The organism is Streptomyces sp. NPDC001450 (assembly GCF_053597295.1).
Map to the genome: position 1 here is coordinate 36,617 of NZ_JBSFHY010000029.1, position 18,227 is coordinate 54,843.

The 18,227-nt window shown below is 71.1% G+C and carries 14 protein-coding genes; 12 read left to right on the forward strand and 2 right to left on the reverse strand.

Annotation, left to right across the window (positions count from 1 at the left end; genetic code table 11):
* Positions 1-126 precede the first annotated feature (126 nt).
* Positions 127-1,242: an RICIN domain-containing protein gene (locus tag ACWC5O_RS28490; RefSeq protein ID WP_450781098.1), complete on the forward strand. Its 1,116-nt coding sequence runs from the start codon at positions 127-129 to the stop codon at positions 1,240-1,242.
* Positions 1,243-1,932: 690 nt separating this feature from the next.
* Positions 1,933-3,099 (forward strand): PP2C family protein-serine/threonine phosphatase, encoded by a 1,167-nt coding sequence (locus ACWC5O_RS28495; RefSeq protein ID WP_450590025.1) that lies wholly within the window; start codon positions 1,933-1,935, stop codon positions 3,097-3,099.
* 96 nt (positions 3,100-3,195) lie between these two features.
* On the opposite strand, the gene ACWC5O_RS28500 is transcribed toward ACWC5O_RS28495, so the two are convergent.
* Positions 3,196-4,944: a dolichyl-phosphate-mannose--protein mannosyltransferase gene (locus tag ACWC5O_RS28500; protein WP_450590026.1), complete on the reverse strand. Its 1,749-nt coding sequence runs from the start codon at positions 4,942-4,944 to the stop codon at positions 3,196-3,198.
* Between the two features lie 105 nt (positions 4,945-5,049).
* On the opposite strand from ACWC5O_RS28500, the gene rsmI reads away from it, so the two are divergent.
* The 10 genes from rsmI (at position 5,050) to ACWC5O_RS28550 (ending at position 17,677) form a co-directional block, all read left to right on the forward strand.
* Entirely contained in the window at positions 5,050-5,898 is an 849-nt protein-coding gene (gene rsmI, locus ACWC5O_RS28505; protein WP_450590027.1) for a 16S rRNA (cytidine(1402)-2'-O)-methyltransferase, read from the forward strand.
* Between the two features lie 354 nt (positions 5,899-6,252).
* Positions 6,253-6,663 carry a hypothetical protein gene (locus ACWC5O_RS28510; RefSeq protein WP_450590028.1) on the forward strand — a complete coding sequence of 137 codons (411 nt, stop codon included), beginning with the start codon at positions 6,253-6,255 and terminating at the stop codon, positions 6,661-6,663.
* A 46-nt stretch (positions 6,664-6,709) separates the two neighbouring features.
* Positions 6,710-7,588, forward strand: a complete 879-nt coding sequence (locus ACWC5O_RS28515) for a TatD family hydrolase (protein ID WP_450590029.1) — start codon at positions 6,710-6,712, stop codon at positions 7,586-7,588.
* Between the two features lie 114 nt (positions 7,589-7,702).
* Positions 7,703-9,073: a ubiquitin-like domain-containing protein gene (locus ACWC5O_RS28520; protein ID WP_450590030.1), complete on the forward strand. Its 1,371-nt coding sequence runs from the start codon at positions 7,703-7,705 to the stop codon at positions 9,071-9,073.
* 113 nt (positions 9,074-9,186) lie between these two features.
* A complete protein-coding gene (gene rsmA, locus ACWC5O_RS28525; RefSeq protein WP_450590031.1) occupies positions 9,187-10,056 on the forward strand; it encodes a 16S rRNA (adenine(1518)-N(6)/adenine(1519)-N(6))-dimethyltransferase RsmA in 870 nt (289 codons plus the stop codon).
* Positions 10,053-10,952, forward strand: a complete 900-nt coding sequence (locus ACWC5O_RS28530) for a 4-(cytidine 5'-diphospho)-2-C-methyl-D-erythritol kinase (RefSeq protein WP_450590032.1) — start codon at positions 10,053-10,055, stop codon at positions 10,950-10,952. Before rsmA ends, ACWC5O_RS28530 begins: the two co-directional genes overlap by 4 nt.
* Before the next feature lie 82 nt (positions 10,953-11,034).
* The gene (locus ACWC5O_RS28535; RefSeq protein ID WP_450590033.1) at positions 11,035-12,843 is read left to right on the forward strand and encodes an ABC-F family ATP-binding cassette domain-containing protein; all 1,809 of its coding nucleotides are present in this window, start codon (positions 11,035-11,037) and stop codon (positions 12,841-12,843) included.
* A gap of 235 nt (positions 12,844-13,078) precedes the next feature.
* On the forward strand, positions 13,079-14,926 hold the full coding sequence (locus ACWC5O_RS28540) for an outer membrane protein assembly factor BamB family protein (protein ID WP_450590034.1): 1,848 nt from the start codon (positions 13,079-13,081) through the stop codon (positions 14,924-14,926).
* Between the two features lie 67 nt (positions 14,927-14,993).
* Entirely contained in the window at positions 14,994-16,751 is a 1,758-nt protein-coding gene (locus ACWC5O_RS28545; protein ID WP_450590035.1) for an outer membrane protein assembly factor BamB family protein, read from the forward strand.
* A 233-nt stretch (positions 16,752-16,984) separates the two neighbouring features.
* The gene (locus ACWC5O_RS28550) at positions 16,985-17,677 is read left to right on the forward strand and encodes a helix-turn-helix transcriptional regulator (RefSeq protein ID WP_450590036.1); all 693 of its coding nucleotides are present in this window, start codon (positions 16,985-16,987) and stop codon (positions 17,675-17,677) included.
* Between the two features lie 199 nt (positions 17,678-17,876).
* Here ACWC5O_RS28550 and ACWC5O_RS28555 read toward each other — a convergent pair whose 3' ends face one another.
* A complete protein-coding gene (locus ACWC5O_RS28555; protein ID WP_450590037.1) occupies positions 17,877-18,221 on the reverse strand; it encodes a hypothetical protein in 345 nt (114 codons plus the stop codon).
* Positions 18,222-18,227 lie beyond the last annotated feature (6 nt).

Below are 18,227 nucleotides of genomic sequence, written 5' to 3' on the forward strand. Positions count from 1 at the left end.
GCGCCTGTGGCCGGAGTTGCCGATTGTTGTCCGAACAGAGACGTTGCCGAGGGCGGGCGACCCTGCTCCCGAGTGGCCCCTCCGGGCTCCCGAGTGGCCCCTCCGACCTCGTCGTCCTACGCTGATGTGAGCGTTCCCTGGGCGCTGTTGCGTGCACTAATGAATGCAGCAATCCGGAAATCTCACACCTTATCGGCGCGGAACGCCTTCCGACTTGCCCTGCTGACCGTGCTCCTCGCGGGGCTCGGCCTGCCGAAGCCTTCCTCGGCCGAAGCCGAAGGAAGCGGAACGAACATCTACAACCAGAGTTCCGGGTTGGTGGCGGACGTCGTGGCCGCGGGAACCGCCAACGGCCAGGCGATCGTCCTGTGGTCGCAGAACAGCTCCGCGCAGAACCAGCAGTTCGAGTTCGTGGATCCGGGCGACGGGCAGGGGTACAAGATCGTCGCGCGCCACTCGGGAAAGTGCCTGGACGTCTCCGGCTGGTCCAAGGCCGACGGAGCGAAGGTCATCCAATGGGACTGCCATGGCGGAGCCAACCAGCGCTGGGAGTTCGTGGACATAGGGGACCCGAAGTCATGTCCCCCTGGCTCCGGCGGTTGCGCGGAAAACGCCTTGGGGTACCTGATCGTCTCGAAGAACAGCGGCAAGTGCCTCGATGCGGGAAACGGTGATTTTCCCAGCCCGCCCAGGCTGGGCGCCGGCCTGCAGCAATGGGCGTGCGCGGGGAGCACGGGTGACCCGTGGTGGGTCAACCAGGCATGGCGACTCGGCGACGAACCCGCCCCCCTTCCGCCGATGCCCGCCGACGCGAAACAAATAATCGACCAGGTCGTCCAGGCACGACGCGGTGCGTGCGCGGATCCGAGCGTGCGTCTCGACCCACGACTCAGCGAGGTGGCGCGCAGACACAGCGCAGACCTGGCCGCCAACTACGCGAGCCTCATCGACGCGTACCCCCGGGGCGACCCCAGGCGCGGGCACATAGGCTCGGACAACACGATGCCCGCGGACCGGATCGGAGCGGCCGGCTTCAGCCCCGCGCAGCGCCCCGAGAACTGGAGCTACGGCACCAACCAGACCTTCGCCCAGGCGATGGACAACTGGCTGAACCACGACGAGGCATCCAATTGGGGCCACCGCCAGGCGATCCTCGCCTGCGACTACAAGGTCCTCGGTGTGGGCACGGCGAACGGCCACAACAATCGTGTCTACTGGACGGAGAACTTCGCCCGCGGGTGAGAGGCCGTGACCACGCCTGGACCCAGGTACCCAGCCACATCGCGACCGCCACGAGTCGATCGGGATCGCCGTGCCCGTGTACAGCGGCCAGAAGTGGATGAAGACACCTGAAGCGCGTCGCTTGGCGTTCTGACCTGCTGATTCGGTCCTGAGGCGGGAGGTGTCGGGTCGCTGGGCTGTCGCTGGGCCGTCGCTGGGCCGTCTCTCATGCCCGGAGGCGGCCGCGGTGGCGTTGCTCGCGGTGATCCACACCAACACGTCCAGTTCACCGGTCTGCCAGGCGGTACGGGCGTAGCGGCGGCCAGCTGGGTCTTGCCCACCCCGCCCACCCCGCCCATCCCGGCCAGCACCTGCCCGCGCACCGTGTCCTGTCCCACGAGGACTGCGGCCTGTCCACCCGTGAGTGCTTCGCGCAGCCGCACCACTTCGGCGCGGGTCTGGAGGCAGCCCGCCCGCGGCGGGATCACCCCCACCTGATGTGGCCACGCAGCCGTAGGCCGCCGTGTTCCGTAGCAGACCTGGAACAGACGCTGATTCCCCCAGCCATCCCCCAGCAGCAGCACGCAGAGGAAAACCTGCAGGTCACGGACAGCGGACTTAGCCCGCTGTAAATGGGCCGGGCCAGTCCTCGTACTGCCCAGGGCGGCTGACTGGGTGGAGCCGTGGGTTTCAGCGAGGCACCCTTGGTGCATGGGGTCGGTCTTGCGCTCACCCTCGCTGCCAGGAGCAGGCGGTCATAACCGGGTCCTCTTCGCGCTGATGCAGTGTGTGCCCTATCTGATCGCGCTGGCCGTGCTGGTCATCGAGCTCACGCCTGCGCACTTCATCTATACCGGCCCCTTTCTCACCGCAGTGCCGGCGCTGGCGGCAGTGACGTTGGGGCCCAAGGGCACCACCGCGGCGGCGATCCTGGCGCTGGCGATCAGTGTGACCACTGCGACCTATAACGGGGCATGGGGCACCCTGCAGGTCTACAGCAACTTCCTGGCTCTGATCTTGGTCTCCGTGGCTGGTTTCATTACGAGCCGCGCTATGCAGGAGCGCAGGCAGGAAGAGCTTGACCGGGTCCGCCGCATCGCCGTGGCGGCCCAGGAGGTCGTGCTGCGGCCCGTGCCCGCGCGCCTGGGTCCGCTGCGGGTCGGCAGCCTTTGCCTTGCGGCCGGGACCGGGGCACGGGTGGGCGGTGATCTGTATGAGGCCGTGCAGACGCGGTACGGCGTCCGGATGATCGTCGGGGATGTCCGGGGCAAGGGGCTGTCCGCGGTGCGAGCCGTCGCGGTGGCGCTGGGCGCGTTCCGGGAAGCCGTGCACTACGAGGAGGACCTGGCGGAGGTCATGAACCGCTGCGCGGCTGCGCTGCGGCGGGAGGTCGCCGTGCCGGGTGCGTATGGCCAGGAGGTTCTGCTGGAAGGGTTCACCACGGCGCTCATCGCGCAGGTGCCGGACGAACCCGTGGTGCAGCTGGTAAGCCGTGGACATCCGCCACCGCTGCTGCTGCACCAGGGCAGGGCTACGCCGCTGATGCCGAGCTTGCCGTCGCCACCGCTTGGCCTCGAGGACCTCATCGCCGGCCTCCCCGAGAAGCCTGAAAGCTATGCGTTCATCCCTGGTGACCGTTTGCTGCTGTACACCGACGGTGTGATCGAGGCCCGCAACCGCGACAGCGAATTCTTCGCTCTGCCGGAGGCCATGGAGGAGCTGGGCGTCGGCCCCACCCCGCCGGACTTCCTGGAGCAACTGCACCAGGCGTTGATCCGCCACACCGACGGCGACTTGGCAGACGATGTGGCGATGATTCTGGCTGACCGGCTCAACGACCTACCAGAGTCACCTTCCGGTGGGGCAGACGTGGGGTGACCGTCGTTGTCGGCTGCGAAACCGCAGCTCACGGGTCGTCCCCATCGACCACGGGGGCACGCCCGCCGGCCGTGCCCCCGTGCAAGGTCTACACAGCTAGACCCAGGTGTCCAGCCACATCCGCGACCGCCAGCTGTCGATCGGGATCGCCGTGCCCGTGTACAGCGGCCAGAAGTAGATGAAGTTCCAGGCGATCAGCAGGACCAGGACGCCCGCCGCCGACGCGCCGATCACCCGGCGGGTCTCCGTGGAGCCCGGTGGGCCGATGATCGCGCCGATCAGCATCGCCACCGCCAGGCACAGGAACGGCAGGAAGACGACCGCGTAGAACAGGAAGATCGTCCGCTCCTGGTAGTGGAACCAGGGCAGGTAACCGGCCGCGATCCCGCAGGCGATGGCTCCGGCCCGCCAGTCGCGGCGCAGCAGCCACCGCCACAGCACGTACAGGATCGCGAAGCAGGCCGCCCACCACAGCAGCGGCGTGCCGATGGCCAGCACCTCCCGGGCGCACTTCTGGCCGGCGTCGGCCGGGCAGCCGTCGGCGCCGGGGGAGGGGGACTCGTAGAAGTACGACACCGGCCGGCCCAGCACGATCCAGCTCCACGGGTTGGACTGGTAGGTGTGCGGGGACGACAGCCCGATGTGGAACTTGTACACCTCGTGCTCGTAGTGCCACAGGCTGCGCAGCCAGTCCGGCAGGAAGGTCCAGTGGCCGCCCCTGCCGTCGGTCGCCGCCCAGTTGCGGAAGTAGCCGCCGGTGCCGTCGGACGGGGAGAGGATCCAGCCGGTCCAGGAGACCAGGTAGACGGCGAGCGCCACCGGGAACGTCGCGAGGAACGTGATGCCGGTGTCGTACTTGAGCGCCGCGAGGTACGGGTGCCGGGCGCCGGCCGTCCTGCGGGCGCCCGCGTCCCACAGCACCGCCATCACGAAGAACGCGGCCAGGATGTACAGGCCGTTCCACTTCGTGCCGATGGCCAGGCCCAGCATCAGCCCGGCGCCCCAGCGCCAGGGCCGCCAGCCGAAGCGGAAGGTGTCGCCGACGTGGTCGTCGGGGCGTACCCGGCCGTCGGGTCCGGCCGGCAGCGCGGCGGCCAGCCTCTCCCGCGACCTGTCCCGGTCGACGACCAGGCAGCCGAACGCGGCCACGACGAAGAACATCAGCACGCCGTCGAGCAGCGAGGTCCGGCTCATCACGAAGTGCAGGCCGTCCACCGCCATCAGCGAGCCCGCCAGACAGCCGAGGAACGTCGAACGGAACATCCGGCGGCCGATCCGGCACAGGAGCAGGACGGAGAGCGTCCCCAGCAGCGCCGTCATGAACCGCCAGCCGAACGGGTCGAACCCGAACATCAGCTCGCCCAGGCCGATGACGTACTTGCCCACCGGCGGGTGCACGACGTACGCCGCGTCCGTCGGGATCGTGAGATGGCCGTGGGTCTGCAGCACCAGGTCGTTGGCGTTCTTGTCCCAGTTGACCTCGTACCCGCGGTGGACGAGCGCCCAGGCGTCCTTGGCGTAGTACGTCTCGTCGAATATCACCGCGCGCGGGCTGCCCAGGTTCCAGAACCGCATCAGGCCCGCCATCAGCGTCACCAGCAGCGGACCGATCCAGCCCGACCAGCGGGTGATCCGATCCGCCAGGACCGGCGGGACGCCCAGCACCTGCCACAGGCGCGGACTCGGCTCGGCGTACGGCGGCACCAGCCGGTCGCGTACGTCGCCCGAGGGAGCGTCCTTGGCGGGCGTGTAGCCGAATCGGCGCAGCCGCTGCTGCCACGACGGCCGCTGGTCGTGCGGTGCCTGGCCCTGCCGGAGGTCCGTGGAGGACGCGGTACTGGTCACCGCGCCATCGTAGGGAACCGTTCTGTGTGAGTCCCGCGCATGTGAGGTACCGGTCGGGACGCGGCCGCTTTCCCCGCTCCTCGCCGGCCCTGGGAGGATGGGGGCGTGACTGGAACCCTTGTCCTGGCAGGTACCCCCATCGGCGACATCGCGGACGCGCCGCCCCGGCTCGCCGAGGAGCTGGCGGGAGCCGACGTGGTCGCCGCCGAGGACACGCGGCGGCTGCGCCGGCTCACCCAGGCGCTGGGCGTGACCCCCAAGGGCCGCGTGGTGTCGTACTTCGAGGGCAACGAGTCCGCCCGCACGCCCGAGCTGGTCGAGGAGCTGCTCGGCGGCGCGCGCGTGCTGCTCGTCACGGACGCGGGGATGCCGTCGGTCTCCGACCCGGGGTACCGGCTGGTCGCGGCCGCCGTCGAGAAGGACATCCGGGTCACCGCCGTCCCCGGGCCGTCCGCCGTGCTCACCGCCCTCGCCCTGTCCGGGCTGCCCGTCGACCGGTTCTGCTTCGAGGGCTTCCTGCCGCGCAAGGCGGGCGAGCGGCTGTCCCGGCTGCGGGAGGTCGCCGGTGAGCGGCGGACGCTCGTCTACTTCGAGGCCCCGCACCGGCTCGACGACACCCTCGCCGCCATGGCCGAGGTCTTCGGCGCGGAGCGGCGGGCCGCCGTCTGCCGTGAGCTGACCAAGACGTACGAGGAGGTGCGGCGGGGGCCGCTCGCGGAGCTGGCGCGGTGGGCCGCCGAGGGGGTCCGCGGGGAGATCACCGTCGTGGTGGAAGGCGCGCCTGAAACCGGCCCCGAAGAACTCGACGCGGCGGAGCTGGTTCGCCGGGTGCGGGTTCGGGAGGAGGCGGGGGAGCGGCGCAAGGAGGCGATTGCCGCGGTGGCTGTGGAGGCCGGGCTGCAGAAGCGGGTCGTTTTCGACGCGGTCGTTGCTGCGAAGAAGGCGGGCGACTGAGCCGAGGGCGCCGTCGGGGGTTCGGTTCGTGGCGGGATGACGGCCCCTCGGGCTGGTCGCGCCCACACGGCGGAGCCGCGTATCGACACAGCCTCACGCCCCTGCAGGGCGCGTCCCCTGCGGCCTGCTCAATAGCCCTCTGAGCAGGGGTGTTCTCGACTGAGCGCGCGCCCCATGCGGGGGCAAAGGGGCGGCGTCGAAGGCAAAGACCAGACCCCCGCCCGGGGCCGGTTTGGCAAGCGACGTCCAAATCGCCTCCAACACTCGACAGGCCTGATGCATTCGCTCCGGTGAAGGCGTCCACTGGTCGAAGGGACGCACCCGTCCTTTGTCCAGCGGACAAGAGGAGCTGGCATGAGTGAGATCGCAGGGCAGACCGGCCTCCGCGGTACGGCCACAGCCGTCGTTCACGAGTCGTACTCGTTCGCCTGCATGCGATGCGGGCACGGCTGGGAGCAGTCGTACGAGATAGAGCACCACACGGACGCCGACGGCCACGAGTTCGTGATGTACGTGGCCGAGGGGCAGGTCGTGCCGTCCCCGCTGAGCCGGCCGACGTGCCAGAACTGCGACGGCCACGTCGTACGGATCATGCGGCCGGGGCAGGTGTCGTCGGTGCGCAGCGCCGCGCAGCGGCACCACCAGGCGCCGCCGGCCGAGGAGCCGCGGGCGGCCGGGGCGGCGGAGACGGCCGCGCCGGCCAAGGAACACCACCACTGGCATCTGTCCGATCTCCTTCACCCGTTCCAGCGCAAGGCGGGCTGAGCGGCTCGCCGGCCGACGAGGCATGCCCCTTTCGTAGGATCGGGGCATGCCTTCGAACGCCGACAAGAACGCGGCACCGCCGCTCCCGGAGCCCCTCCGGGTGCCCGTGGCCGACTCCCACACCCACCTCGACATGCAGTCCGGCACCGTCGAGGAGGGCCTCGCGAAGGCCGCGTCGGTGGGCGTGACGACGGTCGTCCAGGTCGGCTGCGACATCAAGGGCTCGCAGTGGGCCGCCGAGACGGCCGCCGCGTACGAGAGCGTCCACGCGACCGTCGCCCTGCACCCCAACGAGGCCCCGCGCATCGTCCACGGCGACCCCGACGGCTGGTCCCGGCAGGGCGCCCGGCAGCCGGGCGGTGACGCGGCGCTGGACGACGCCCTCGCCGAGATCGACCGGCTGGCCGGTCTGCCCCAGGTGAAGGGCGTCGGCGAGACGGGGCTGGACCACTTCCGCACCGGGCCCGAGGGCAAGGCCGCCCAGGAGAGGTCCTTCCGCGCCCACATCGAGATCGCCAAGCGGCACGGCAAGGCCCTCGTCATCCACGACCGCGACGCCCACGCCGACGTCCTGCGCGTCCTGAAGGAGGAGGGCGCCCCCGAGCGCACCGTCTTCCACTGCTACTCCGGCGACGCCGAGATGGCCGAGATCTGCGCCCGCGAGGGCTACTTCATGTCCTTCGCCGGCAACGTCACCTTCAAGAACGCCCAGAACCTCCGGGACGCCCTCCTCGTCGCCCCGCTGGAGCTGGTCCTCGTGGAGACCGACGCGCCCTTCCTGACCCCGGCGCCCTACCGCGGACGGCCCAACGCCCCGTATCTGGTTCCGGTCACGGTGCGCGCGATGGCCGCCGTGCGCGGCATCGACGAGGACACCCTGGCGACGGCGCTGGGCGCGAACACCGCACGCGCCTTCGGTTACTGACCGCAGATTCGGCGCGCAACAGTACGTAGTCGCGTCGCTTTGGACAGTGACATCCGCTCCGCTAAGTTCTGGGGGCCCGATCCGGACCCCTCTGGCCTTCTGGAGCGTGTCGGCGTGAGCAAGTCGCAGTACGAGACGTACGACCCGTACGGCCATGACGCCTCCGTGTACACCGCGGAGACGCTGCCCTACGGGATGTACGAGGACACCTACCGGCCCGCCTACGAGGCCGAGGCGTACTTCGTCACCGAGCCGGTGCTGCCGCTGCCGCTGCCGCGGCAGGCGGCGAGCGTGCCCGACGTTCCCGGACCGGTGATCCCGGAGTCCGGCGCGCCCGAAGAGGCGGTCGGGCGGGCGGTGCGCCGGCGCAGGGCGCGCTGCGCCGAGCGCCCGGAGTCCGCGGTGCGCCGTCTGCTGCCGCAGGCGCTGGTCGTCGCCTTCCTCGCCGGCGGCACCACCGCCTTCGTCGCCCAGGACAAGGCGATCGAGCTGAGTGTCGACGGCGAACAGCGCACCCTGCACACCTTCGCCGACGACGTGTCCGAGCTGCTGGCCGAGGAGGGCGTGCGCGTGGGAGCGCACGACGTGGTCGCGCCCGCCACCGGTGCGGCGCTCGCCAGCGGCGACGAGGTCGCGGTGCGCTACGGGCGCCCCGTACGGCTCACGCTGGACGGCGAGCGGCGCGAGGTGTGGACGACGGCGCATACGGTGGACGGGGCGCTCAGGGAGCTGGGGGTGCGTGCGGAGGGCGCGTACCTGTCGGCCTCGCGTTCCCGGAGCATCGGACAGGCCGGGCTCGCGCTCGACGTGCGCACCGAGCGCGCGGTCACGATCATGGCGGACGGCCGCACCCGCACCATCCGCACCAACGCGGCCACCGTCCGCGACGCCGTCGAGGAGGCCGGCATCACCCTGCACGGCCAGGACACCACCTCCGTCCCGGCCGACAGCTTCCCGCGCGACGGGCAGACGGTGACCGTGCTGCGGGTGACCGGCGTGAGGGAGGTGCGCGAGGAGCAGATCCCCTTCGAGGTGGAGCGGACCGAAGACGCCTCCCTCTTCAAGGGCACCGAGGTCGTCGAGCGGCCCGGACAGCCGGGGCTGCGGCGGGACACCTACCTCGTGCGCACCGTCAACGGTGTCCGGGAGAAGCCGCGCAAGGAGAATTCCGAGGTGGTGCGGGGGCCGCGCAGACAAGTGGTGAAGGTGGGCACCAAGCCCCGGCCGAAGTCCGTGCAGGGCGCCGACCACCTGAACTGGCGCGCGCTGGCCGCGTGCGAGTCCGGCGGCCGTCCGCACGCGGTGGACCCGTCGGGGAACTACGGCGGGCTCTACCAGTTCGACACACACACCTGGCACAGCCTCGGCGGCAGCGGGCGTCCGCAGGACGCGACGGCGGAGGAGCAGACGTTTCGCGCGAAGAAGCTGTACGTGCGCGCCGGCGCCAGTCCTTGGCCGCATTGTGGGGCTCGGCTGCACAGGTAGCTGCCGGCCGTTGTCCGTCCGCGGGCAGGTGGGGGCTGGTCGCTCCCCCCAGGGGCGGGACTGGCCCGGGTGCCCTGGCAACCCCGCTGTCCACACCCCCGTACCCTTGTCCCGTGAGCAGCCCCACCCCCGACGCCCTCCTCGGCCCCGCCGACATCCGTGAGCTCGCGGCAGCGCTCGGTGTCCGTCCCACCAAGCAGCGCGGCCAGAACTTCGTGATCGACGCCAACACGGTCCGCCGTATCGTCCGTACCGCCGAGGTCCGTCCCGACGACGTGGTCGTCGAGGTCGGCCCGGGACTCGGCTCCCTCACGCTCGCGCTGCTGGAGGTCGCCGACCGGGTCACCGCCGTCGAGATCGACGACGTGCTGGCCGGCGCGCTGCCCGCGACCATCGCCGCGCGCATGCCGGAGCGCGCCGAGCGGTTCGCGCTGGTCCACTCCGACGCCATGCACGTCGCCGAACTGCCCGGCCCGCCGCCGACGGCCCTGGTGGCGAACCTGCCGTACAACGTGGCCGTACCGGTGCTGCTGCACATGCTCGAAACCTTCCCGAGCATCGAGCGGACGCTCGTGATGGTGCAGTCCGAGGTCGCCGACCGGCTGGCCGCCGCGCCCGGCTCCAAGGTGTACGGCGTCCCGTCCGTGAAGGCCAACTGGTACGCCGACGTGAAGCGGGCCGGGGCCATCGGGCGCAACGTCTTCTGGCCCGCGCCGAACGTCGACAGCGGGCTGGTCTCGCTCGTCCGGCGGGCCGAGCCGCTCAGGACGACGGCCTCGAAGCGGGAGGTCTTCGCGGTCGTCGACGCGGCGTTCGCGCAGCGCAGGAAGACGCTGCGGGCGGCGCTCGCCGGGTGGGCCGGGTCCGCCCCGGCCGCCGAGGCCGCCCTGGTCGCGGCCGGGATCTCGCCGCAGGCGCGCGGGGAGGCCCTGACGGTGGAGGAGTTCGCTCGGATCGCCGAGCAGAAAGAGGCGGGCAAGTGAGCGTGACGGTACGGGTACCGGCGAAGGTCAACGTCCAGCTCGCGGTGGGCGCCGCCCGCCCCGACGGGTTCCACGACCTTGCCAACGTGTTCCTCGCGGTCGGTCTGTACGACGAGGTCACCGTCACGCCCGCGGACGAGCTCCGCGTCACCTGCGAGGGGCCCGACGCGAGCCAGGTCCCCCTGGACGGCACCAACCTCGCCGCGCGCGCGGCCGTCGCGCTCGCCGAGCGCCGGGGCATCGAGCCGGCCGTGCACATCCACATCGCCAAGGACATCCCGGTCGCGGGCGGTATGGCGGGCGGCAGCGCGGACGGTGCGGGTGCGCTCGTCGCGTGCAACACGCTCTGGGGTGCCGGCGCCTCGCGCGCCGAACTTCTCGCCATCTGCGCCGACCTGGGCAGCGACGTGCCGTTCAGCCTGGTCGGGGGCGCGGCTCTCGGCGTCGGGCGCGGTGAGCAGCTGACCGCCCTGGAGGTCGGCGGCACCTTCCACTGGGTGTTCGCGATGGCCGAGCGCGGGCTGTCCACCCCGGCCGTCTTCCGCGAGTTCGACCGTCTCGCCGAGGGCCGTACGATCCCCGAGCCGACCGCCTCCCCCGACCTGCTCGACGCGCTCGCCAAGGGCGACCCCGAAGCGCTCGCGGCCGCCGTCTCCAACGATCTGCAGCCCGCCGCGCTCTGCCTCTTCCCGGAGCTGGCCGACACCCTCGCGGCGGGTCGCGGCGCGGGCGCGCTCACCGCGCTCGTCTCCGGCTCGGGCCCCACGACGGCCTTCCTCGTCGGCGACGCGGAGTCCGCCTCGAAGGTCGCCGAGGCGCTGCGGGCCTCCGGCACCTGCCGCACGGTGCGCACGGCGACGGCACCCGCGCCCGGCGCGACCGTACTCCCTGCCTGAGGGCGCTGACCTGCAGCGGGAAGGGGCGCGGCCGCCGCCGACTACGCTGGAAGGTCGATCCGTCCCCCTTGGCAGGAGTGAAATGGCCGTCAACCTGGTCAATGTCGAGAACGTCAGCAAGGTGTACGGCACCCGTGCCCTGCTGGACGGCGTCTCGCTCGGTGTGTCCGAGGGCGACCGGATCGGTGTGGTGGGCCGCAACGGCGACGGCAAGACCACCCTCATCCGGATGCTCGCCAAGCTGGAGGAGGCCGACACCGGACGCGTCACCCACTCCGGCGGGCTGCGCATCGGCGTGCTCACCCAGCACGACTCCCTCGACCCCGCCGCCACCGTCCGCCACGAGGTCATCGGCGACATGGCCGACCACGAGTGGGCCGGCAACGCCAAGGTCAGGGACGTGCTCACCGGGCTGTTCGGCGGGCTCGACCTGCCGGGCTTCCCGAAGGGCCTCGACACCGTCATCGGGCCGCTGTCCGGTGGCGAGCGGCGCCGTATCGCGCTCGCCAAGCTGCTCATCGAGGAACAGGACCTGATCGTCCTCGACGAGCCCACCAACCACCTCGACGTCGAGGGCATCGCCTGGCTCGCCCGGCACCTGCAGAGCCGCCGCTCGGCGCTGGTGTGCGTGACGCACGACCGGTGGTTCCTCGACCAGGTCTGCACCCGCATGTGGGACGTGCAGCGCGGCGACGTCTACGAGTACGAGGGCGGCTACTCCGACTACGTCTTCGCGCGCGCCGAGCGCGAGCGGATCGCCGCCACCGAGGAGGCCAAGCGGCAGAACCTCATCCGCAAGGAGCTGGCCTGGCTGCGCCGCGGGGCGCCCGCGCGTACCTCCAAGCCGCGCTTCCGGGTCGAGGCCGCCAACGAGCTGATCGCGGACGTGCCGCCGCCCCGGGACAGCAGCGAGCTGATGAAGTTCGCCTCCTCCCGTCTCGGCAGGACGGTCTTCGACCTGGAGAACGTCACCGTGCAGGCCGGACCCAAGGTGCTGCTCAAGCACGTCACCTGGCAGCTCGGCCCCGGCGACCGCATCGGCCTCGTCGGTGTCAACGGCGCCGGCAAGACGTCCCTGCTGCGGGCCATGGCGGAGGCGGCGCGGACCGAGGGGGAGACGCAGCCGGCGGGTGGCCGGGTCGCCGTCGGGAAGACCGTCAAGCTCGCCTACCTCTCCCAGGAGGTCGCCGAACTCGACCCCGCCCTGCGGGTCCTGGAGGCGGTGCAGCGGGTCCGGGAGCGCGTCGACCTCGGCAAGGGGCGCGAGATGACCGCCGGTCAGCTGTGCGAGACGTTCGGTTTCAACAAGGAGAAGCAGTGGACGCCGGTCGGCGACCTGTCCGGTGGTGAGCGCCGGCGCCTGCAGCTGCTGCGCCTGCTCATGGACGAGCCGAACGTCCTCTTCCTCGACGAGCCCACCAACGACCTCGACATCGAGACCCTGACCCAGTTGGAGGACGTCCTCGACGGCTGGCCCGGCTCGATGATCGTCATCTCCCACGACCGGTTCTTCGTGGAGCGCACCACGGACCGGGTGTTCGCGCTCCTCGGTGACGGCGCCCTGCGGATGCTGCCGCGCGGCATCGACGAGTACCTGGAGCGGCGTCAGCGGATGGAGGAGGCGGTCGCCGCGCAGGCTGCCGCCGCGGCGCCCAAGCCGGACACAGCGGAGAAGAGCGCCGCCGACCAGCGCGCCGCCAAGAAGGAACTCCAGCGGATCGAGCGGCAGTTGGACAAGATCTCCGAGAAGGAGTCCAAGCTGCACGCCCAGATCGCCGAGAACGCAACCGACTTCGCGAAGGTCGCCGAACTGGACGCGCAGTTGCGCGATCTGGCCACCGAGCGCGAGGAACTGGAGCTGCGCTGGCTGGAACTGGCGGAGGACGCCTGACCTCTCCCGCAACTCGCGCAGGGGGCGCGTGCGCTGCGTGAAGGGGGCGTGAAGGCGCATAACGACGGCGTCACGGGCCGGTCCTCCCTTGGGAACAGGGGAGGGCACGGCCCCGTGTGCTGTCTGTCCCTGGTGATAGAAAGAGCCGTCTGAGAACTGTCTGAGTACGACCTTGGGTCCGAGAACGAACCTCAGGGCGTGGCTAAAAATCAGTGAACGAGGGGGAAGAGCGCTGATGACTCAGCCGCCCAACCAGCCGCCGCAGGGCGGCTTCGGAGCGCCGCAGGACCAGCCGCCGCACGGTGGCGGATTCGGAGCCCCGCAGACGCCGCCTCCGCCGGCGGCCCAGCCGCCCCAGGCACCGGCCCAGCCTCCTCAGCCCCAGCCCGGCTACGGCTACCCCCAGCAGCCCGGCCCCTACGCCCAGCCGGGCCCGTACGGAGCCCCCGGCGCACCCGGAGCCGGCGCACCGGGCCCGTACGCCCAGCCCCAGCAGCCCGGTCCGTACGCCGCCCAGCCCCCGCAGCCCGGCCCGTACGCCGCCCAGCCCCCGCAGCCCGGCCCGTACGCCGCCCAGCCCGGCTACGGCTATCCGCAGCAGCCGCCCCAGTTCCCGGGCGCGCCCGGCACCGTGCCCGGCGCCCCCTACGGCGGGAAGCCGGCGTCCAAGGGGCGGACGGCGCTGATCACCGGTGCCGTGGTGGCCGCGCTGGCCGTCATCGGCGGCACCGTCTACGCGGTCACGAGCGATGGCGGCAGCGGCAAGAAGCCGGTCGCCCAGAAGAGCGACGACGGCAAGCAGTCCTCCGGCGCCCCGGTCAACCCCGGTGACGGCAGCGGCGACGGCGGTGCGGACCCGGAGAACCTCAACGCGGGCCGCAAGCCCGGCGAGGCGAAGGTGCTCTGGTACAAGACCGCACCCGACGCCCCCGGTTCCGGCGCCGACGCGCCCGGCATGTGGATCACCGGCAAGACGGCGGTGAAGGCGGCGTACAAGCAGCTCTTCGCCTACAACGTCGGCAACGGCAACCCGACCTGGGACCCGATCGCCTTCCCGCAGAAGATCTGCGCGGTCACCCCGGAGAAGTCCGCCGACGGCAAGATCGTCGTGGCGTACATGAGCGGCGTCACCGACCGCGCCAAGTGCAACCAGATCCAGCAGATCGACCTGGACACCGGCAAGAAGGGCTGGAGCGGCGAGGTCGCCGACGGCGCGCTGTTCGACAGCGCGATCAGCGTCGAACTCACCATCAGCGGAAAGACGCTGATGGTGGGCCGTTCGCAGTCGGGCACGGCGTACGACCTCGAGACCGGCCACAAGCTGTACGACAAGAAGAAGTACGGCACGGACTGCTTCCCGACCGCGTTCGCGGGCGGCACGGGCCGGCTGGTCCAGGTGGCCTCCTGCGGTGCCGGCGGCAGCAACGAGCACGACGAGATCCAGGAACTCGACCCGGCCAGCGGCAAGGTGAGGTGGACGCAGCCGGTCAAGAAGGGCTGGAAGGTCGCGCGGACGTACTCCCTCGACCCGCTGGTGGTCTACCTGACCAACGAGAGCAAGAAGGCCTGGAACATCTCCACCTTCACCAAGGACGGCAAGTTCCGCTCGGAGGTCAAGGTGAACGAGAAGTTCGCCCCGCACTGCGGCTGGGCGGTCCTCGAACGCGACCTGCAGGGCTGCCAGGGCGTCGCCGTCGACGCCGACACGCTCTACCTGCCCACCGACGCCACGAGCGGCGCCAACGAGATCGTCGCCGTCAGCCTGGCCAACGGCAAGCAGAAGTGGCGCGTCAAGTCCCCGGTGGACGAGTCGATGTACCCGGTGCGGACCGAGGGCGGCAAGCTGATCGCGTACGTGCATCCGTCGTACGAGGCGGGTGGACAGATCGTGTCGATCCCGGTCTCCGGCGGCTCGCACACCCCGGCCAAGCTGCTGCAGAACCCGGCGGGCACCGCGGAGATCGAGGACACCTTCTTCGACGGTGACGTCGAGTGGGCCGCCGGGCGCTTCTTCATCTCCTCCACCCGGTTGTCCGGCAACGACGACTCGAAGGAGAAGCTGATGATGGCCTTCGGCAAGTGAGTCCCGGCCCGTCTCCCGTCCTCCTTCCGCCGCCCGGCCCCGACAGCTTCACCGAGGTACCTCCGTCATGACCCAGCCGCCTCCTCCGCCCCCGAACCAGCCGCCGAACCAGCCCCCGCAGCAGGGCGGTTTCGGCCCGCCCCAGCCCCCGGCACCTCAGCCGCCCCAGCCCCAGCCGGGCTACGGCTATCCCCAGGCGCCTCAGCCGCCCCAGGCCCCGCAGCCCGGCTACGGCTACCCGCAGGCTCCGCAGGCACCCCAGGCCCCGCAGCCGCCCCAGTCCGGCTACGGCTACCCCGGCGCACCGCAGAACCCGTACACCCAGCCGCAGGGTTACGGCTACCCGGGTGCTCCCACCGTGCCGATGGCGCCGCAGCCCGCGCAGTCCGGCGGCGGGAAGAACAACACCGCCCTCGTCATCATCGTCGCGGCGCTCGTCGTGATCGGCCTGATCGTCGGCGGCGGAGTCTGGTACGCCAAGTCCTCCGGGGGCGCCGGCAAGAAGGACGACACCGCGAGCTCCAGCGGGGGCTCGGGCGGCAAGGACGGCTCCGGGGGCACGTCCTCGGGCGGCAAGGAGAAGGTGCCGGCGAACACCGCCGCCAAGGTCCTCTTCAAGGTCCCGATGCCCAGGACGAACGACTCCGTCGTCACCGCGGGCTCCTGGCTGACCGACACCGTGTACGCCAAGAGCGGGATCGCGGAGATCGCCGGCTACGACCTCGCCCAGGGCACCAAGCTGTGGACGCTCAAGCTGCCCGGCCCGGTGTGCACCGCCAGCAAGCACGTCACCGCGGACGACAAGACCGCGATCGTCTTCCAGCCGAAGATGCCCGCGAAGAACTCCTTCGCGGGATGCACCCAGGTGGCGGCCATCGACCTCGCCAAGGGCACCAAGCTGTGGACGAAGACGGTCAAGGCCGGCGACTCCCTGGTCAACCTGGAGAACGTGACGGTCTCCCAGCACACCGTCGCGGTCGGCAGCACCAACGGCGGCGCCGCGTTCGACATCGACTCCGGCAAGGCGCTGTGGCAGCCGAAGCCGACGGACTCCTGCTACGACGCCGGGTACGGCGGCGGCGCCAAGCTGGTCGCGGTGCGCAAGTGCGGCAGCTACGGAAGCCGTCAGCTGCACATCCAGACCATCGACCCGACCTCCGGGAAGGTGGTCTCCGACTACAAGATGGCCACGGGCATCGAGTACGCCAGCGTCGTCTCGACCGACCCGCTGGTGGTGGCCGCCGACGTCGGCAACAGCGCGGGCGACGGCAGCGGCATCTCGGACTACTTCTCCATCGACAACAAGACCGGCAGGCTGCTCACCCGCATCTCCGCGCCCGGTGACACCTACGCCGGCCGCTGCGACGACATCAACCGCGTCGAGGACTGCCGGGAGGTCGTCGCGGGCGCCGGGAAGCTGTACGTGCCGACCGAGGAGCACGACGGCACCGGCCAGAACAGCAAGACCAACGAGATCGTCGCCTTCGACCTGGCCACCGGCAAGCAGACCGGCCAGCGCGCCGAGGCCGGCGACGGCTACACGATCTCCCCGCTGCGCATGGACGGCGGCAACCTGCTCGCCTACAAGCAGCCGCCGTACGACAAGGGCGGCCAGGTCGTCAGCCTCGACGGAGGCTCCTTCAAGGCGACCAAGCTGCTGGAGAACCCGGCCACGCAGGACGCGCGGCAGGCGGAGTCCACGATGCTCCCGGACTCCGCAGAGATCCTTTACGGGCAGGGCCGGCTGTTCATGTCGGCCGTGTACGCGCACAAGGTGTCGTACGGCAAGGAGTATCTGCTGCTCGCGTTCGGCGCGGGCAGCTGATCGCACGCCCCCGGGCGCTTCAGAGCGCCCGGGGTGAATGCCAGGTATTACCAGGGAGTGCCCCGGATTTCGTCGATCCGGGGCACTTCTCCTTCATAGGGGCAGCGCGACGTCGAACAAGCGTGTAGCTTCCGGGGGGCATGAAGGCGGGGGCACCGGGGGGCCCTCTGTCGTGGTGTACCGGTGGGCGTCCATAGTGGGGCATCCATGGGGGGGACTGGGGGGTTGCTCTAATGGGAGTGCGGCTCATGGTCGTCGACGACCATCGCCTGCTCGCGGAGGCGTTGGCGTCGGCGTTGAAGCTGCGCGGGCACCGGGTGCTGGCGGCGGCGGCGCCGGCCGCGGGTGCGGCGGATCTGGTGATCGCGCGGGCGCCCGAGGTGTGCCTGCTGGGGACGGCGGCGCCGGCCGAGCCGGGGGCCTTCGACCCGGTGGTGAAGATCAAGCGGGACCGTCCGCAGGTGGCGGTGCTGGTGCTGGGCCCGGTGCCGTCGCCGCGGGGCATCGCGGCGGCCTTCGCGGCGGGCGCGTCGGGGTACGTACGGCACGACGAGCGGATCGAGGGGGTCGAGCGGGCCATCATGAAGGCCCGGGCGGGGGAGGCGGCGGTGGCGCCGCAGCTGCTGCAGGGCGCCTTCGGCGAGCTGCTCAATCCGGCGGCCCAGCCCGATGACGAGGGGCAGCGGCTGCTGCAGATGCTGACGCCGCGGGAGGTGGAGGTGCTGGTGCGGGTGGCCGACGGCGAGGACACCCGGCTGATCGCGGCGGGCATGGGCATCGCCCCGAGCACCGCCCGCACACACGTCCAGCGGGTACTGATGAAGCTGGGCGTGGGTTCGCGGCTGGAGGCGGCGGCCTTGGCAGCCCGCACGGGTTTGCTGGACAGGGCCGGCGCTCTGACGGATCCAGGGGGGCCGGAGCTGTAGCCGGGCGGGGCCGGTCGTACGCGGCCGACGGGGCCGCAACTCCCCAGGGGCGCGGGGCTGTATTGATATGCGGCTCCGCCGCGGTGGGGGTGCCCCCTGTTCGAGCGAAGCCGAGAACTTGGGGGAGCGACCAGCCACGACGCACGGGCAGCCGGGAACGGCCCGCAGCCCTACGGCGGAACCGTCCCCTGACCGACGGTTACTCCTTTGGCGAACTCTCCGGAGGCAGTGGCTGAGGCGCCGCAGGCCGAAGCTTCAGCCAGGCCAGGAAGAAGATGCCGAGGAGCAGCATGCCGATGCCGGTCCACAGGTTGATGTTGATGCCCTGGGCCTTGTCGATGGCGGCCTGGGAGTCGGTGATGCCGACGATCGTGACGATGACGCCGTACACGACGAACAGGCCGCCGATGATGCGGCGCAGGTCGAAGATGCGGGCGGCGGTCGCCGACTTGGCCTCCAGGTCGGTGACCTCCTCCGCGATGTCCGATTCGGTGTAGTGGTGGTGCCGACCGGGGTGGTCGGGGCTTCCGGGCTGCTCGGTCATGGTTTC